This window comes from Bradyrhizobium sp. WSM2793 (assembly GCF_000379585.1).
GTDB lineage: Bacteria > Pseudomonadota > Alphaproteobacteria > Rhizobiales > Xanthobacteraceae > Bradyrhizobium.
Genome location: NZ_KB902777.1, coordinates 76,765 through 91,932 on the forward strand (window position 1 = coordinate 76,765; position 15,168 = coordinate 91,932).

The window sequence follows — 15,168 nt, forward strand, 5'->3', positions numbered from 1 at the left end:
GACGGCCGGTATCGACGACATCGCCACCGTTTGCAACGGCCAAATCTGCGGATGCAGCGATGCAGGGCGACGTGCTAAGGCATCAACGAACAACGACAGAAAATGGGAGAAATCCGCTCATGCAGATCCTGCAGCCGGCCGAATGGAAAAAACCGCGCGGCTTCTCTCACGGCATTGTGGCGGAAGGCCCTGGCCGCTGGGTGGTTTTGGCCGGCCAGACCGGCGGCGACGAGGCCGGCAATTACGCGCCCGACATGGCCGCGCAGGTCGCGGCCGCGCTGAAGCGGATCATCAAGCTTCTGGCCGAGGCCGGCGCCGGCCCCGAGCACATCGTCCGCCTGACCTGGTACCTGACCAGCCGCGGCGAATATGAAGCAGCCGGTGCCGGCATCGGCGCCGCCTGGAAGGAAACGCTCGGACGCAATTTCCCGCCTTCGACGCTGCTCTATATCGGTGGCCTCGTGGACGAGCGGGCCAAGGTCGAGATCGAGGTCACGGCGTTCGTGCCCGGCGCATAAAAAAGTCGACCCGGCGCGCTCGCCGGATCGACCGCCGTGTCGCTTTACGGTCTTACTTCGACAGCGAGATGTTGGCGCCGCGGAATTGGCTATCCGCGCGGATCGAGACGTTCTGCTTGTTGCCGGACGTCTTCAGCGAGAGGTTGGCATTGAAACCGGCGGCCGAGGCGACCAGCTCGTAGTTTCCGCCGGCACCGCGGCCCTGAAGCGAGCCAGAGATGTTGCGGCTGGCCTCTGACCAGCTGCCGGCGATCGCGCCGCCTTCAGCCTTGACGTTGGCTCCGAGGTTGAACTTGTAGGCGTCGCTGGCGCAGGTCAGCGACATCTCCATGGTCGGTCCGATCGGGGCGTATCTGGCCCGACAGCGGATCCGCTCGGTCGAGCCGTCGTCTAGGGTGACGACGCCGCCGCCGCTCCAGGTACCCGCCAGCGGGGCGAAGGGGCCCGACTGGGCCATGCTTTCGGTGTTGGCGATCCCTGCCGCAAACAAAACGGCGGCCGCAATCAGCAGCCGCCGGTTCCGGGCGCGAGCCCCAATTGGTTTATTGGCGCGATGCTTCCCACCGCCCGCTGCACGGTATGCCTGCAGATGCTCCATTCCACTTCCCCGATCCGGCGTTGCCGCTGAGTTGACCGTTGGCATATGCACCATTGATCGAAACTTTCACAAGTCCCCCGCTGCCGATGGTGCCGGAAACGTTAGCGCCGGGCGCGGTGATCCGGCCGTCGGCAACCGTCAGCATGGAGCTTGCGGTCGGCTCGCAGGTGCCGCTCTTGGTGACGATGATGACCTGCCAGTTGCCGTCATAGGGGCTCTGGGCGAGGGCGGGAGCGGCGAGGGTGCCGGTCAAAACTGCAGCGGCACAGAACGCCGCGATGCGACCAAAACGCATGAATTCCGTCCTTGAATTTGTCTGATATGCTGCCGTTTATTCGGACGAAATGTGACGGAAATTTGTTGCAATGCCAAATCGAAAATTGTTCCTGTGGAAACAATGGTTTATTTGCGATCCTGGCTCCAATTTTCGAAGCGGAATCAAGGCCCCTTCACGTTAAGGGTAAACGTCAGGAGAGACTCGGTGCAGAGGTCGCGAACTGCTCGTCCTGAGTCTTGGACGGCAGCGCCTTGTGGACCTTGGCATAATCGATCACGTCGGCGAGCAATTTGAGGCCGAGCGGAGCGAGCGCGCGCTCCCAGAGCTCGCGGGCGGTCTCGCCCTTCTTGACGAAGCACCAATCCTGGGCGGCGATGGCGCCAGCGTCCATGCGGTCGGCGAGATGATAGATCGTGCCGCCGGCAATCGGATCGCCTTCCTTGATGGTCCATTCCACGGCGGCCTTGCCGCGATGGCGTGGCAGCAGCGAGGGGTGGTAGCCGATCCCGCCGAACTTGGCGGCGGCGAGCGCGTCCCTGCCGATCCGGGCGTGGCTGTGCGCCGTGATGATCAGGTCGGTATCGGGGGCAATCTCGGAGGCCACCACCAGCTTCGGATTGGCTTGGACCGCGACCTCGATGCCGGCCGCCTTGGCGGACGCGGCCAGCCGATCCTCGGCATCGGCGACGACGACCCGGACGACCGAGACGCCGTGCTCCCGGAGCATGTTCAGGGTGGTCACGCCGAAATGGCGGGAGCCGACGAGGGTAATGCGCATGGGTGTCCGATCCGGTCTCGCAACTGCGTCATCCTCCCGATAACACGTCCGGACGCCCTGTCACCCCCCGCGCGGCGTTTGCGCCGGTTATCAACAATGTGCCGGCGGGGCGCGACGGATTTCGCGATTGCGCAGGCGACCGTTCCGGTGCTCCATAGCTGCATTGCACGGCTTGGGAGCGAGTGCATGCGAGGCGCCTGGCTTTTCCTTTTCGGGATGCTGATCGTAGCCCCTCCGGCCCATGCCGGCGGGCCGTACCCTGCTGTGCCGACGGAGACGGGTGTCGCGCCGTTCGTGGGGCCGACCTGGGACGCCTATCGTTGCGCCGGAGGGCCGGTCACCAATTTCTATCACGGTGCCTATTACGGTGAGGAGCCGCCGGCGCTCTATCGCGGCTATGCTTACCGGCCGTACTATCGCTACGGCGCCTATCGCAGATATCCGCGCACCTATTTCTGCGTCACGGACTAAAGCGTGATCCGGAGAACCGCTGCGCACTTTTCCGGAGCATGTTTTGGCGTTGCCGCACGGCCACGACGGGCCTGCATGCAGGCGATAAAACCGGTTCCTGTGTTTCGTTTTTAACAGAGGTATTTGCGGCCGGCTGCTAGACCTGCGCCTACCGGGGCTGGCGACATTTCAACCCGCATCCGTTTTCGAACCCGGCTTTGGCCGCTGGCATAATCGCCAGCGGCCTTTTCGTGCCACGCATCACGAAATCATCGAATGGTAAGACGATTTCAACCAGCCTGGCGTATCGACGAATCCGTCGCGGATTTGTATTGCGTACCGCGACACCGAAAATGTCCCGCCGGCCTTTGTGCGCCGCGCGGGCCTTTTTCGCCGGGACAGATTTCATGCCGAGCGCAATTGAGCAGATTGTCGACAGCTATGTGCGGCTGAAGAACCGGCGCGGGCTCGATCAGCTGATGATGCACAGACAGCGGCTCGCGGTCGATCTGAAGAGCAGGTCCGGCTATGATTTCAGCCTGCCGATCGGCCAGATCGACGAGGAGATCGCGATCATCGAGGCCGGCCTTGGCCGGCTCAAGGCGGAAAATTCCAACCCGGTCTAGCGGGGGCGGCGAGGCGGGCTCCCGCGCGGAGTGGGGACGACGCATCGTCGCAGGCCGAAAACCGGTTCATGCATGGTTCAGGCCGGCCATGTCTCAATCCCCGAGTTGTTTCGTGGGACACGAATCCTGCTAGGCTTGTCCCCGTGATTTGGAGGAGACGTCATGATCGAGCTTGCGCTGGCCGGCCTGCTTGCATTCGCAACCGTGCCTGCGGCATCGCCGGAGCCCATGGTGCAGCAAGTTCAGTTCAGGGGTGGTCCGGGCGGACAATGTCCGCACGGTTATGATTACAACCACTCGAACGGCCGCTGCTATCCCAACGACTATCATTCGCCGGGTGTCTATACCCGGGATCCAGGGCCAGGCGAATACTACGGACGACGACGCGGCGGCGGCCTCTGTCCGCACGGCTACGACTACAATTACTCGAACGGCAGCTGCTATCCGAACGGGGCGCACGGGCCCGGCGCTTACGGGCGTCCCGAAGCCTACGGCGGACGACGCGGCGGACTCTGCCCGGACGGCTACGATTACAACTATTCGAGCGGACAGTGCTATCCGAACCGCGCACGCGCGCCCGGCATGTACGGGCGGTAATCGATCGCCGTACTGAGGCGGGCGCTCAGTCGCGCCGGCCGCCGTCGATCACCGTGAATAGCGGCCGAGCCGGGGTCGGCTCGACCAGCAATTCCTCCACCAGCGCGGTGGCTGCATCGACATATTTGCGTGTCGGCTTGTCGAGAGGGCGCTTGGCCTCGTCGTCGAGCGCGATCTTTGCGGCTTCGACAAGCTTGCGCATGCGCGCTGCATGGTCGTCGCCCGCCGTCAGCGTCGCGCGCGCCAATGAGCGCAGCACGAACAGCTCGCCCTCGAGACGGAGCAGGCGGTCGTTGAGCCTGGTAAGGACGGCGTTGAGGTCGGCCATGTCTGCTGTTCGGCGCGAAGGATCCGTCCTGATCTAGCGGCGATCGGTGAACGGAGTCCAAACGGTACCGGTGCAATTCGGCCGATCCTCCGGTCCGTCCAGGATGACTGGCACGGCGCAATCAGAGATTGGACAGCCTACCACTCGACGTCGGCCCAGCGCTTGCCGAACACGGGCGGCCGTGTCTTCACGGCTTGCCAGCCGAAGAAATGATGCTTGCCGGACCAGGCATGCACCACGCCGCTACAGATGCTGCATTTGAAGCTGCCGGTGTGGGCTTCGCTGTGCTCTTCCCTGGTCGCGGTGTAATTCATGCCGCAACCTGCACAGGAGAATTCTTCGATCGTCCAGATGCTGTTGGCCATTTGATGGAATGCTTTTTGTTGACCTCGACCCAAGGTAGTCACGGGCGTTTGCAACGGCGTAAACCGGGGCAGGGAAATCCGGTTAACGGGCGTTAGCCAAGCCCGGCCGCCGTCGCGGGCTGCGCAGCCGGATCAGCTGCCGTTTCGCATGTCCCGGTCGATGCGCATCTGCACCCGCCTGATTGCGAGCTGCCGCAGCCTGCCTTGCACCCGTCCGGAGCGGACCCTGCCGCCGATCGCATAGGCATATTGCCAATAGCCCGGCGCGGCGTTCGGCCTCAGGGAATAGCGGATACCGCGGTGCATTCCCGCGCGTGCATCGGATTCTCCGGGAGGGTCTGTCATCGTCTTTCGAATGCGGGATGGCCCCGATGTGTTCCTAATCGTGGGCCCCGGCAGTTCCAGTCGCCTTGACGCCGGATGCGTTGCTGGCAATAACGGCTAGACCTCGCAAGCGCCGGAAGTTGCGTTCATGCCGCAAGGAAAGCAGTGCCCGTGAAAAGTCTCCGTCAGCTCCTGACGGGAGAGGATGTCATCCAGCTCGTGATCCGGCTCGGCCTGCTCGCCCTGCTGATCATCTGGACCTTCCTGATCATCCGCCCGTTCGTGCCGATCCTGGCCTGGAGCGGCGTGCTCGCGGTCGCGTTCTATCCGGCCTTCAGCTGGGTCGCAAAAATCCTCGGCGGCCGGCCCAAGACGGCAGCAGTGATCCTGACCCTGATCACGCTCGGCATCGTCATCGGCCCGGCGACCTGGCTCGGCATTAGCGCGGTAGACGGCGTGCGTGAGCTGGCGCATCAGCTCGGCACCGGCGATCTGGCGCTTCAGGCCGCGCCCGAACAGCTCAAATCGTGGCCGCTGGTCGGCCCCTTGCTCTACGAACTCTGGGACCAGGCCTACACCAACGTCCGCGCGGTGGTACGCGAGGTGGCACCGTATCTGCAGCCGCTGGCGGGACCGCTGCTTTCGCTCGCCGGCGATGCCGGCGTCGGCACGCTCCAGTTCCTGGTGTCGGTGTTCGTGGCGGGCTTCTTGTTTCCACATGGGCCGCGGCTGGTCGCGGCCAGCCGCGGTTTCCTGTTTCGCATCGTGCCCGAGCAGACCGAGCATTTCCTGTCGCTCGCGGGTGCGACCATCCGCGCCGTGGCGCAGGGCGTGATCGGCGTCGCGATCGTGCAGGCGCTGCTCGCCGGCATCGGTTTCAAGCTCGCGGCGGTGCCGAGCGCCGGCCTTCTCGCCTTCATCGTGCTGCTGCTCTCGATCGTGCAGATCGGCGCCTTCCTCGTGCTGCTGCCTGTCATCATCTGGATCTGGACCGCCAAGGACGTCACCACGGCGCTGCTGCTCACCGTGTTTCTCGTCGTCGTCGGCTTCCTCGACACCATGTTGAAGCCGCTCGTGATGGGACGCGGCCTGACCACGCCGACCATCGTGATCTTCGTCGGCGTCATTGGCGGCACGCTGGCTCATGGCATCGTCGGCCTGTTTATCGGGCCGATCATCCTGTCGGTGGCCTGGGAGATGATGATGGCCTGGATCAGGACGGAGGATCGGGCGGGGGCGTCCGAGGGCTGATCTCGCCTCGAACGGCGCGATCCTTCCGCCGTGTCGCGCCAGGACCCGAGGGATCGCGGCCTGTGATCAAAACGTGCCGGGAACTTGTCTGTTCGACTAGACAAGTTACGATCGGGACGATTCTGGTTTCAATGACGGCAGCAATGGCGAAGTCTTCCAAACTGGTTGCCGCCCGGCGCGGCAAGGTCTTGTTGGTCAGACGCCGGTCGGACGGCCTGTGGATGTTCCCGGGCGGTCGCAAGCGCGCGCGCGAGTCTGACAAGGATTGCCTGCGGCGTGAGATCAGGGAAGAGCTGCCCAAGCTGAAGCTTGGCAGGATCAGCCTCTGGAAGGAAGTGACGGCGAGGAACAAGCGTTCCGGTCGCAAGATGAGCGACGCGATCTTCATTGCCAAGACCGCCAAAGGCAGGCTGGCGATCGGCGACAAGAAGGAGATCGACCGTGCCGCCTGGCAGAAGCCGCGCGGCATCCGTCTGACGCCGACCTCGCGCTATATCCGCGACCGCCTGTTTCCGAGGAAGCAGAGGCGGCGGTGAGCTAGGCTAGTCCTCGCGTCCCGCCGATCGCGTTCGTCCGGCGAACCTCCTCGACTGCGCCCCCTGCGGTTCGGGCGCAGCAAGCTTCGCGGCCTCGGCCTCGCGCATCTCCTTGCGGACCTTGCGCGCATCGCGCGCTTGACGAAGGGATGTTGGGAATCCTCGGCGAAGAACAGCACCACTTCGCAGCTCGGACATTGCCTGGAATAGCCGTCCTGCAACCGCCCGGCGCGATCGCGAAACACGTTCTTGCACCGCGTGCACTGAATCTGGACTGAACTCATGCGCGCACAACAATGACTTTGGGAAATGGATCGTCAGCTGATCCCAAATGTCTGAAGAAAGCTTGAATGCCTTGGTGGCGGAATGCTCGCAGACGCGCGGGCAGGCGCCATCGGCCGGCCGTGGCCGGCGGTGGAAGAGGCCGGCTGGAACAGCCGGGCAGTCGCTATTGCTTGGCCGCCATCGTGTCCAGGCATTGGTTGAGAAAGGCGGTGCGATCCCTCGGGAGCACTTTCTCGAGATCCGCCTTCAGCGCGCATTCGCGCTGGCGCAACTGCTCGGCCCGGCGCTTCTCGGCCGCCTCGCGGAATTCGGGAGCAACCTTGTTGGGATCGACCAGCGGCTGTGAGCGTGCGGGAGCCGTCGCAAGCAGTGCAATGGCGGCGATGAAAATGACTGGTTTCAAATGAGCCTCCGTAAAATGAGGCATCCTAGCGCGCGACGGGTGCGCGCTCAAACCGGGGAATGCGGTACTCCGTTCCGGCGTGATGCCGCGCGGGCGAACCTCCGCGGGCGACTTTGGAACGACTTGGCACGGCAAACGTCGAATCCTGGCTCCCGGCCCATCCCCAAGCCCCAAAACCCCCAGGCCGGGAGTAAACCTTCCCCACAAAGGTTGGCGACCTCGGTCTCACCGAGGTCGTTTGTTTGGCGTGTGTGAACCAGTTCACAAGCGCGCGGTGAAATCGCTGCTATGAAGACGTCATTGCTTGACCAGTTCATTTTGCTCGAAACGCCCCAGCGTGGCTCCAAGCGCTGGGGTTTTTCGTTTCTCTCCGGGCGCAGAATGTTTACAATCGCGCCAAGCGTCGCATCGACAGACGCAGATCTCGCGCCGCGCTAGTTCCGGCCCGAGCTCGATCAACAGCCAAATTGTCGGGATCGCGGCGCCGCGCCGAACGTTGCCACCAGGCGTGCGTTCACCGGGCAAATCCCATATGCAAGGCGAGAAGTCGCCGAATCGGAATGAGGGCGGCTGGCGTTCAGTTGACGACGGCTTACGACCAGAAACGGATTCAAGTGAGGCTTACCAAAAAGGCGCGGGTGGCCAAGACGCCGCCGAAGAAGGCGTCACCGCACAAGACGTCACCGAGCAAGACGTCGCCACGCAAGGCGCTGCCAACCAAGACGTCGCCAAGGAAGAGCAAAGCGGCGCAGCGCGCTGCGATCTCGTCCTCGTCGCCGCTCGGCGTGCTGGCGCTCCATCTGCTTGCCCAATGGACGCAGTCCGGACGCAGCGGCATCGTCTTTCTCGCCGAGAACGAGAACAGGGCGGAGCGGCTCGGCAGTGTCATTCACGCGCTCGACCCCTCCTGTGAGGTCTTGGTATTTCCGCGATTGAACACCTTGCCGTTCGATCAGCTCGAGCCGTCGCACGAGCTCGCAGGGCGCAGAGCCTCCGTCCTGAGGCGCCTCGCGAAATCCAAGAAGCCACTCTTTCTCGTCTCGACCGCCGAAGCCGTGATGGAGCGACTGCCGCCGCCGGCGAGCCTGTCGCGCCTGAGCGTGAGCCTGAAGGTGGGCGGCACGTTCTCCGAACAGGATCTCGAGACGCACCTCGAAGCGCTCGGATACGATCTCGACGACGAGCCGGATTATCCGGGTGGGGCGCTGTTCCACGGCCAGACCTTCGAGATATTTCCGGCCGGCGCGCTGGGGCCGTTCCGGATCGAGCATTCGGATCGCGCGATCAGGCGGATCGTGGCGTTCGATCCGAACGAGCACAGGATCATCTTCGAGACCAGGGAGCTTGTCGTCGATCCCATGTCGGAGCGGCTTGGCCTTGCCGGCAAACGCGGCAAGCGCGCGAGCCTGTTCGACTATTGCGGACGCGCCAAATGGATCGCCGATGCGGGCGTGCCGGTGCATGCCGACGGCTGGTTCGACACGATCGAGGAGGCCGCGCCGCGTGCGGAGCGTGAGCGCGAATATCTCGGACGGCGGGACTGGAAGCAGCTCTCCCGGGGCATGAAGGTGTTGCCGCGCGCGTCGTCCTTCCAGACGGTCCCGGAGTTTTCGAAACTGACTTCCTCCAGGAAGGCGCTGCGTGCCTTCGTCGAGGAGACGCGCCGGGCCGGATCGCGACTGATCCTCGCCGCAGCGCATGAGGACGATCTGCGCGTGATGGAGCGGATGAGCGGCCTCAAGGCGCAGCGCTGCGAAGATTGGGACGACGCGGCGCGCGGGCGGAGCGGCGAGGCGGCGCTGCTGGCCGATCTCGATGCAGGCTTCGTGATTCCGGGGAAGAAGCCTCTCGTCGTCGTGACGGCGTCCGACGTGCTCGGCAGCCGGGCGCATCATCCGCAGCCGATGGCGCGCGCCTGGAGCGCGGCCTTCGACCATGCCGACGTGCCCGAGCAGGGCACGGTGGTCGTCCATCTCCAGCGCGGCCTCGGCGTGCTCGACGGCCTGCAGACCGTGAACACCGGCGGCGGCGCAATGCGGGAGATGATCCGCCTGAAATTCGCCGGCGACAATGCGGTGCTGGTGCCGCCGCCCGATCTGGCCCTGATGTGGCCTTACGCGGCCGAGCTCGGCAAGCTCTCGCTCGACAAGGCGGACGGCAGCACGTGGTGGGCGCGCCGCGGTGAGGCCGAGCGCGAAATCCAGGTCGCCGGCAAGGCGCTCGCCAAGCACATCAGCCAGCGCCGCAAGCGGCGCGGCGAAAAGCTGGTTCCGCCAGGATCGGCCTATGAGAAGTTCGTCGCGCGTTTTCCTTACTTCACGACGACCGACCAGGCCAAGGCGATCGCCGACGTGCTGGACGATCTTGCCTCCGGCCACCCGATGGACCGGGTGATCTGCGGCGACGTCGGATTTGGCAAGACCGAGGTGGCGCTGCGTGCGGCGGCCGCCGTCGTGCTGTCCGGCAAGCAGGTGGCGATCGCAGTGCCGACGACAGTGCTGGCACGGCAGCATGTCGCAACGTTTCAGAAGCGATTTGCGCCGTTCGGCATCGAGGTCGGAAACTTGTCGCGGGCGACCTCGGGCGCGGAGCTGCGCGAGACCAAGGAGGGACTGCGCAGCGGCCGGATCAAGGTCGTGATCGGCACGCAGGCGCTCGGTGGCAAGGATGTCAGGTTCGACGATCTCGGCCTGGTCATCATCGACGAGGAGCAGCATTTTGGCGCGGCCGAGAAGGCCAAGCTCTCCGGCCTCGCCAAGAACGTCCATGTGCTGATGATGAGCGCGACGCCGATCCCGCGCACGCTCGCCGCGGGCTTGGCTGGCTTCCGCGATCTCAGCGTGATCGCTTCGCCCCCGGTGCACCGGCTGCCGGTCGCGACCAGGATCGCGCCGCTGTCGGATGCGGCGATCGCCTCCGCGCTGCTGCGCGAGCAGCGCCGCCACGGCCAGAGTTTCCTGATCTGTCCGCGCATCCAGGATCTCGATCCCATGCTGGCGCGGGTGCAGGCGGTGGCGCCGGACCTTCGCATCGTCTGCCTGCACGGGAGACTTGCGGCCGACGAGATCGACGACCGCATGATGAGTTTCGTTGAGGGCAGGGCCGACGTGCTGCTCGCGACCAACATCGTCGAGAGCGGCCTCGACATTCCCCGCGCCAACACCATCGTGGTGTGCTGGCCGGAAAAGTTCGGCCTCGCTCAGCTGCATCAGCTGCGCGGGCGCGTCGGCCGCGGCGGCATCCGGGCCTTTGCCCATCTGTTGACCGAGACGCAGTCCGGACAATCCGAGAAGCGGCTGGCTGTGCTCGAAGAGTTCAGCCGGCCCGGCGCGGGCTTTGCCATCAGCGAGCGCGACCTCGATCTGCGAGGCGCCGGCGACCTGTTCTCGGAGCAGCAATCCGGCCACGTCCAGGTGTTCGGGCCGGTGCTCTACAGCCACCTCCTCAAGATGGCTTCGGAGAAGCTCGACGAGGGGCAGGCGGTGTGGGTGCCCGACCTGAACCTGCCGGTCGCGGACATGCTGCCCGAGACCTATGTGCAGTCCGAGCCGGTGCGGCTCGAGCTCTATGCGCGCGCCGCAAGATGCACGGATGAGGACGACCTCGAAGACCTCGAGGAGGAAACCGCCCGCCGCTTCGGCCCGCTGCCGAAGGTCGCGCGCGACTTCTTCGCCGCAGCCAGGCTCAGGCTGGAATGCAAGCGCAGAGGCATCATCCGCCTCGACGTCGGCCCTGAAGCTGCGGCCGCAACGTTCCTGCCCGGACGCCTGCGGAAGTCGAAGGGAAGATCGCTGCAACGCGACGGCGACCGCGTGGTCCATCACGCCAAGATGCAGGACGCGCCGTTCGAGCGGGTGGAGGAGCTGTTCGAGCTGCTGGACGAGGGGTGAGGGCTCGCGCGTTCGTCAGCGCGAACAACTGCGAATTCGTAGCGGAGTCCCTGTTCCACCATTATAGTTAATCGGGGCGTGGCGAAGGAGATTGTCCGATGTCACATGCCATTCCTCCGATCATTGTCGCGATTGTCGCAAGCTCGTGTCTGTTGGCCCTGGTGCAAGCAGGTGGCGCAAATGCCGGGTCGGCAGGAGCGGGCATGGGAACGGGACCGGGTAGCGCTGGCGGCTCGGCGCCTTCCGGAATGGGGACGGGTGCGGGCAATGCAGGTCCTTCCGCACCCGCGGGGATGGGGACGAAGGACACCGCCGCCGGCGGAGATCTGGGCACCAACAGCCAACCGACCAATCCGAACGTTCAGCCCGCCACGCCCGCGAGGTCGCGGGCGGCAACTCAGGCTGCGAGAAATGCCGGGGTTGGTCACGCTCAAAATGGCCTGCCGATCGGCGCGATTGGGAGCGGCACGAGTAATGAGGATCAAAAGGCCACTGGTTCGGCGTCCTCTCAAAACAGATTACGGCCGGCAACACAGGCTCAGGGAAACACCGGAGTTGGCTCGGATGCTCTGGCAGGCAGAGGCTCGAGCCTTTCAGACCAGCGAGCCGCACGAGCTGGAGACAAGGTGCTGGATGCCAAGGCCCAGGTCGAGCGGCGAACGACTGTGTCGCGCAAACGCGGTACGAGCCCGAAAGGACCAGGTTTGTAATCTGCGAGCGGATGGAGGAGCTGTTCGGAGTGCTGGATGAGGGGAAGAGCGCATAAAAATGCGAAAACAACCCCATGCACAGTAGCTAAGTGCTGCTGGCACAAGGTGTTTTGAATCCGGCGGCAAGGCTCGTTCGCTCCGTCGGGCAAAACAGAGGCATTCTGCCAAATTCGGAAAGGCCTTTGGTCAGATGCTGACCTAGGAACGGCTGCCGTAGGGTGGGCAAAGGCGCAGAGCGCCGTGCCCACGTCTTCGTTCATTGCAGCTGAAGCATGGTGGGCACGGCGCAAGAAAGCCTTTGCCCACCCTACGGCAGCTGTCAGCGTAGCGCCTCTGGTCTTCGCACGTTCCCCGTAATCGGCCGGGGGCGGCGTAGTCGGCCGCTAACGTGGAATTAATCCAAAATGCTCACAATTTTAGGCAGTTGTGTAAGGGTGCTGCGTACAAGGGGTCGTCGCGAGGGCGGTCCAGGGGCGGTTTCCTGTTGCTCGCTCACTGGGGTCAATGCAAATGACCACGACCTTCGAAATGCAAAGCTTCGCCCAAGAACTCGACGCAGTAGCACTTGCAGCCGCCGCGGCGGAGCAGGAACCCGCGGTCCAGGAAGCCCCGGTTCCGATCAAGCAGTCCAGCCGGAAATCGGTCCTGGCCCTGTCGGTGTGTGCCTTGGCCATCAACGGCGCGGCGGCCATCTACACCTCGCCGTCCGATTTTCGGTCGCTGAATGTCGGCAGCCTGGCTGAACTGCTTCCGCGCCTGGAAGCATCCGTGCCGAAGCCTGATCCGGTCGTCGCGGCCTTGAAGGACATTCAGTCGGCCCAGCAGCAACACACCGCGTTGCTGCAACAGACCAATCAGGCAACGGACCAGAACTCGGTTTTGCTGCAGCAGGATTCAATGGTGCTGCTGTCGCTGCGACAGAGCATCACGGACGAACGGGTCGACGTGAAGAAGATATCGTCGCAGCTGTCCACGCTGATCGCGAAGATCGATACGCTGCAAAATGCGATGACGTCGGACGTCACCTCGTCCATTCGAAGAGCGCATGCGCGCTACGGACTGTCCGCAGCGATGCGCAAGCGGATGGTCCGCGAAGCAAAGCCCCTCGGTCCCGTTTCGGTCGGAGGCGCGCCGCTGACTGTGCCGGCTGCGACGGCGGCTCCGGAAAGCTGATGACTGCAACTTCGGGATTGACCGAGGTCGCCCGGATTGACCGTCAGGTCTGACAGTCCGTCACTTCGCGACGTGGTCGATCTTGTGCTGCAGATGCCCGGTGTCGTGATCGCGACGCAACTGGCTCAGCGACGTTTCGTTCAGCTGCAGCAGGACCTCGCTGAGCTCAGTCGTATCGGGATAGCCGGCCGCAAAACCCCTTCCGTAAATCTTGCGCAACGTGCCGACCAGCGTGTTGCCGTGCTTCTTGCTGATCGCGCCATCCTTGTCACGGTGGCGGCCATCCAGGCCGTGTTCCTTCATGGTTCGCTCCCTGTGCGGCGTCTTGAGCGCCTCGAGAGAGCCTGCTCCCAAACGAGTTGACTGGCAATGGCATGGTGCGCGGCAGTTGCGAGCTGCCTGCACCAGCGCAGGTGCCCGCGCTTCTCTCCTGCTTGTGAAGCCGCAATCGGTTGTGGTGAGCCGATCGGCGCATCAGATGACAGCGGGCGATAGCTCGATTGGAGTTGATGCGATGCGCGCTCTTCTTGCCATGGGTGTGTTGCTGGCGCTGTGCGCCTCCGCGAATGCCGCGCCGGTGCATCACCCTCGCGCACGCCATCCTGCGGTGGACCGGCCCCGCGCGAACGCAATTCCGGCGGCGCGCTTTGCGGTCCCTGGCTGGAGCGACGATGCAACGCTGCGCTGGCTGAACAACGCCTCGTCAAACGTCGGCCGAGGCGGATAGCCGCGGAAACGGGCGCTGATGATGGATCGAATGGCTCGGATGGCGAAGCGGCTAGGCGGCCTGCTCTTCGAACGAGGTGTAGACCCGGCCGGCGGGATCAACGACCTGAACGTCCCAGCACCCGTCCTCTGTAAGCTCTTTGGCTTTCTTGAGGGCGGCGGCGAGTGACAGCCGCTTGAGACTGACGACGCCCGCCGTGTCGAAACCGTTGATTTCAAACATGCCGTTCCTCCGGTTTTGGTGAATCCTACACGTTTCCGGCGGGTTGTCAGCGGGTTTTTGAGAGTGGCTCCCGGAGCGGCTGCAGATGCCAGGCACTAGCAGGGAGCGGTAGGAGGCACTGTCGCCGGCAGGCGTGGAGCGCGATCAGCAACTTCGGCCTCAAGTCAGTGGGATGGTGTGTCCACCCGCAGACAGGGACGGCACTGGCAGGCCTGTACTGCGGGAAGCGTGAAGATTGCAGGCAGCGTGGCCGAAAACGTCATCGGCCGTCTGCACTTGGAGCAGATCAGAACGGGCGGGCTGCCTTTCGCTACGCAGATCATCGTCAAAATGCCTGGAGGGGAAGGGCACAATAGGCAGATGTTGCGTGGAGTTCATCTCGGGGCGACTACTGGGCTCTATCGGAAATTGGGCGGTTTCTTTGCGATAAGAGTGCCGTTCGGGAGACCGGTCGCGGTGGCGCTGCTTGCAACGAACGATGGGATTCGAAAGTGCTCAACCCATTCTACGTGCTACATGGGCAAGGTCGCGAATGGGGGACTGAGACCACTTTGGCTTTGACGAGATCGCCATCGTGGTTGGACATTCGAGAAGCGTGTCTTGCCGCTACGCCAACGAAACTTCGGCCGCACGTCCTCGCCTTCATTAACTTTTGGCTGAAGCAACATATGTTGGTGCCGGAACAGCGCCGGGAGATTTTAGTCCGATTGCATCATTGTCCCGATTGGTCCAGCGACGGGCCAATCCAAGTTTCTTCGAAGCTTGGTTGGGGGCTTGCACGATATGCGAGAACATCATGGTCAAGCGGTTGACGCCGCTGTGCTGCTGCGTGAACGCCTAGAACAGCTCACGTCTCAATTATTCGAATTGGAAAGTCTTCGCGCTCGCGTGCTTGTGGCGGGGCGGCGCACACAGATCACCGCTGATCCCGATACGCTGACAGCGCGGGGAACAGCGTTCCGTGATCCACGTCAACAACGGGCCCCCGTCAGCCCTTCGCAATCATCCCGGCCATGACTCCGAACGACGAACCACCGGCCCCGCCGAGACCAAAGCCCGCGCGCGACACGCGGCGCACGGACGAGGCCTTGGCTAACATCGAAGCACGAT

General features: G+C 63.9%; 18 protein-coding genes. 9 read left to right on the forward strand and 9 right to left on the reverse strand.

The window, feature by feature from the left end; genetic code table 11:
• The first annotated feature begins 119 nt into the window (after positions 1 to 119).
• Positions 120 to 518 carry a RidA family protein gene (locus A3AS_RS0112555; protein ID WP_018317933.1) on the forward strand — a complete coding sequence of 133 codons (399 nt, stop codon included), beginning with the start codon at positions 120 to 122 and terminating at the stop codon, positions 516 to 518.
• Between the two features lie 52 nt (positions 519 to 570).
• Here A3AS_RS0112555 and A3AS_RS0112560 read toward each other — a convergent pair whose 3' ends face one another.
• From A3AS_RS0112560 to A3AS_RS0112570, 3 genes are all read right to left on the reverse strand, one after another.
• Positions 571 to 1,116: a hypothetical protein gene (locus A3AS_RS0112560; RefSeq protein ID WP_018317934.1), complete on the reverse strand. Its 546-nt coding sequence runs from the start codon at positions 1,114 to 1,116 to the stop codon at positions 571 to 573.
• Complete coding sequence (locus A3AS_RS0112565; protein WP_026201935.1) at positions 1,061 to 1,411, reverse strand: hypothetical protein; 351 nt, start codon at positions 1,409 to 1,411, stop codon at positions 1,061 to 1,063. Before A3AS_RS0112565 ends, A3AS_RS0112560 begins: the two co-directional genes overlap by 56 nt.
• 172 nt (positions 1,412 to 1,583) lie before the next feature.
• Positions 1,584 to 2,171: a formyltransferase family protein gene (locus A3AS_RS0112570; protein WP_018317936.1), complete on the reverse strand. Its 588-nt coding sequence runs from the start codon at positions 2,169 to 2,171 to the stop codon at positions 1,584 to 1,586.
• 186 nt (positions 2,172 to 2,357) lie between these two features.
• On the opposite strand from A3AS_RS0112570, the gene A3AS_RS0112575 reads away from it, so the two are divergent.
• The 3 genes from A3AS_RS0112575 (at position 2,358) to A3AS_RS0112585 (ending at position 3,844) form a co-directional block, all read left to right on the forward strand.
• Positions 2,358 to 2,642 carry a hypothetical protein gene (locus tag A3AS_RS0112575; protein ID WP_026201936.1) on the forward strand — a complete coding sequence of 95 codons (285 nt, stop codon included), beginning with the start codon at positions 2,358 to 2,360 and terminating at the stop codon, positions 2,640 to 2,642.
• A 386-nt stretch (positions 2,643 to 3,028) separates the two neighbouring features.
• Positions 3,029 to 3,247, forward strand: a complete 219-nt coding sequence (locus A3AS_RS0112580; RefSeq protein WP_026201937.1) for a hypothetical protein — start codon at positions 3,029 to 3,031, stop codon at positions 3,245 to 3,247.
• 162 nt (positions 3,248 to 3,409) lie between these two features.
• Positions 3,410 to 3,844: a hypothetical protein gene (locus A3AS_RS0112585; protein WP_018317939.1), complete on the forward strand. Its 435-nt coding sequence runs from the start codon at positions 3,410 to 3,412 to the stop codon at positions 3,842 to 3,844.
• 25 nt (positions 3,845 to 3,869) lie between these two features.
• Here the strand turns inward: A3AS_RS0112585 and A3AS_RS0112590 are convergent, their stop codons facing one another.
• The 3 genes from A3AS_RS0112590 to A3AS_RS47165 all read right to left on the reverse strand — a co-directional run bounded on the left by A3AS_RS0112590 (position 3,870) and on the right by A3AS_RS47165 (position 4,882).
• On the reverse strand, positions 3,870 to 4,172 hold the full coding sequence (locus tag A3AS_RS0112590) for a hypothetical protein (protein WP_018317940.1): 303 nt from the start codon (positions 4,170 to 4,172) through the stop codon (positions 3,870 to 3,872).
• Positions 4,173 to 4,309: 137 nt separating this feature from the next.
• Positions 4,310 to 4,537: a hypothetical protein gene (locus A3AS_RS0112595; protein ID WP_018317941.1), complete on the reverse strand. Its 228-nt coding sequence runs from the start codon at positions 4,535 to 4,537 to the stop codon at positions 4,310 to 4,312.
• A 132-nt stretch (positions 4,538 to 4,669) separates the two neighbouring features.
• Positions 4,670 to 4,882, reverse strand: a complete 213-nt coding sequence (locus tag A3AS_RS47165) for a hypothetical protein (RefSeq protein WP_026201938.1) — start codon at positions 4,880 to 4,882, stop codon at positions 4,670 to 4,672.
• Between the two features lie 150 nt (positions 4,883 to 5,032).
• Between A3AS_RS47165 and A3AS_RS0112605 the strand changes: the two genes are divergently transcribed.
• Together A3AS_RS0112605 and A3AS_RS0112610 are read left to right on the forward strand one after the other, a co-directional pair.
• Positions 5,033 to 6,112: an AI-2E family transporter gene (locus tag A3AS_RS0112605; RefSeq protein ID WP_018317943.1), complete on the forward strand. Its 1,080-nt coding sequence runs from the start codon at positions 5,033 to 5,035 to the stop codon at positions 6,110 to 6,112.
• 143 nt (positions 6,113 to 6,255) lie between these two features.
• Positions 6,256 to 6,648 carry an NUDIX hydrolase gene (locus A3AS_RS0112610; RefSeq protein ID WP_018317944.1) on the forward strand — a complete coding sequence of 131 codons (393 nt, stop codon included), beginning with the start codon at positions 6,256 to 6,258 and terminating at the stop codon, positions 6,646 to 6,648.
• Between the two features lie 448 nt (positions 6,649 to 7,096).
• Here the strand turns inward: A3AS_RS0112610 and A3AS_RS0112615 are convergent, their stop codons facing one another.
• Entirely contained in the window at positions 7,097 to 7,336 is a 240-nt protein-coding gene (locus A3AS_RS0112615) for a hypothetical protein (protein ID WP_018317945.1), read from the reverse strand.
• Between the two features lie 560 nt (positions 7,337 to 7,896).
• On the opposite strand from A3AS_RS0112615, the gene A3AS_RS0112620 reads away from it, so the two are divergent.
• Both A3AS_RS0112620 and A3AS_RS0112625 read left to right on the forward strand, forming a co-directional pair.
• Positions 7,897 to 11,226, forward strand: a complete 3,330-nt coding sequence (locus tag A3AS_RS0112620; protein ID WP_157644261.1) for a DEAD/DEAH box helicase — start codon at positions 7,897 to 7,899, stop codon at positions 11,224 to 11,226.
• Positions 11,227 to 12,440: 1,214 nt separating this feature from the next.
• Positions 12,441 to 13,109 carry a hypothetical protein gene (locus A3AS_RS0112625; protein WP_018317947.1) on the forward strand — a complete coding sequence of 223 codons (669 nt, stop codon included), beginning with the start codon at positions 12,441 to 12,443 and terminating at the stop codon, positions 13,107 to 13,109.
• Positions 13,110 to 13,169: 60 nt separating this feature from the next.
• Here the strand turns inward: A3AS_RS0112625 and A3AS_RS0112630 are convergent, their stop codons facing one another.
• Positions 13,170 to 13,412 carry a hypothetical protein gene (locus A3AS_RS0112630; RefSeq protein WP_026201940.1) on the reverse strand — a complete coding sequence of 81 codons (243 nt, stop codon included), beginning with the start codon at positions 13,410 to 13,412 and terminating at the stop codon, positions 13,170 to 13,172.
• A 211-nt stretch (positions 13,413 to 13,623) separates the two neighbouring features.
• On the opposite strand from A3AS_RS0112630, the gene A3AS_RS0112635 reads away from it, so the two are divergent.
• Positions 13,624 to 13,836, forward strand: coding sequence for a hypothetical protein (locus tag A3AS_RS0112635; protein ID WP_018317949.1), 213 nt, complete (start codon positions 13,624 to 13,626; stop codon positions 13,834 to 13,836).
• Between the two features lie 51 nt (positions 13,837 to 13,887).
• Here the strand turns inward: A3AS_RS0112635 and A3AS_RS48265 are convergent, their stop codons facing one another.
• Complete coding sequence (locus A3AS_RS48265) at positions 13,888 to 14,058, reverse strand: hypothetical protein (protein ID WP_018317950.1); 171 nt, start codon at positions 14,056 to 14,058, stop codon at positions 13,888 to 13,890.
• Positions 14,059 to 15,168: the final 1,110 nt, after the last annotated feature.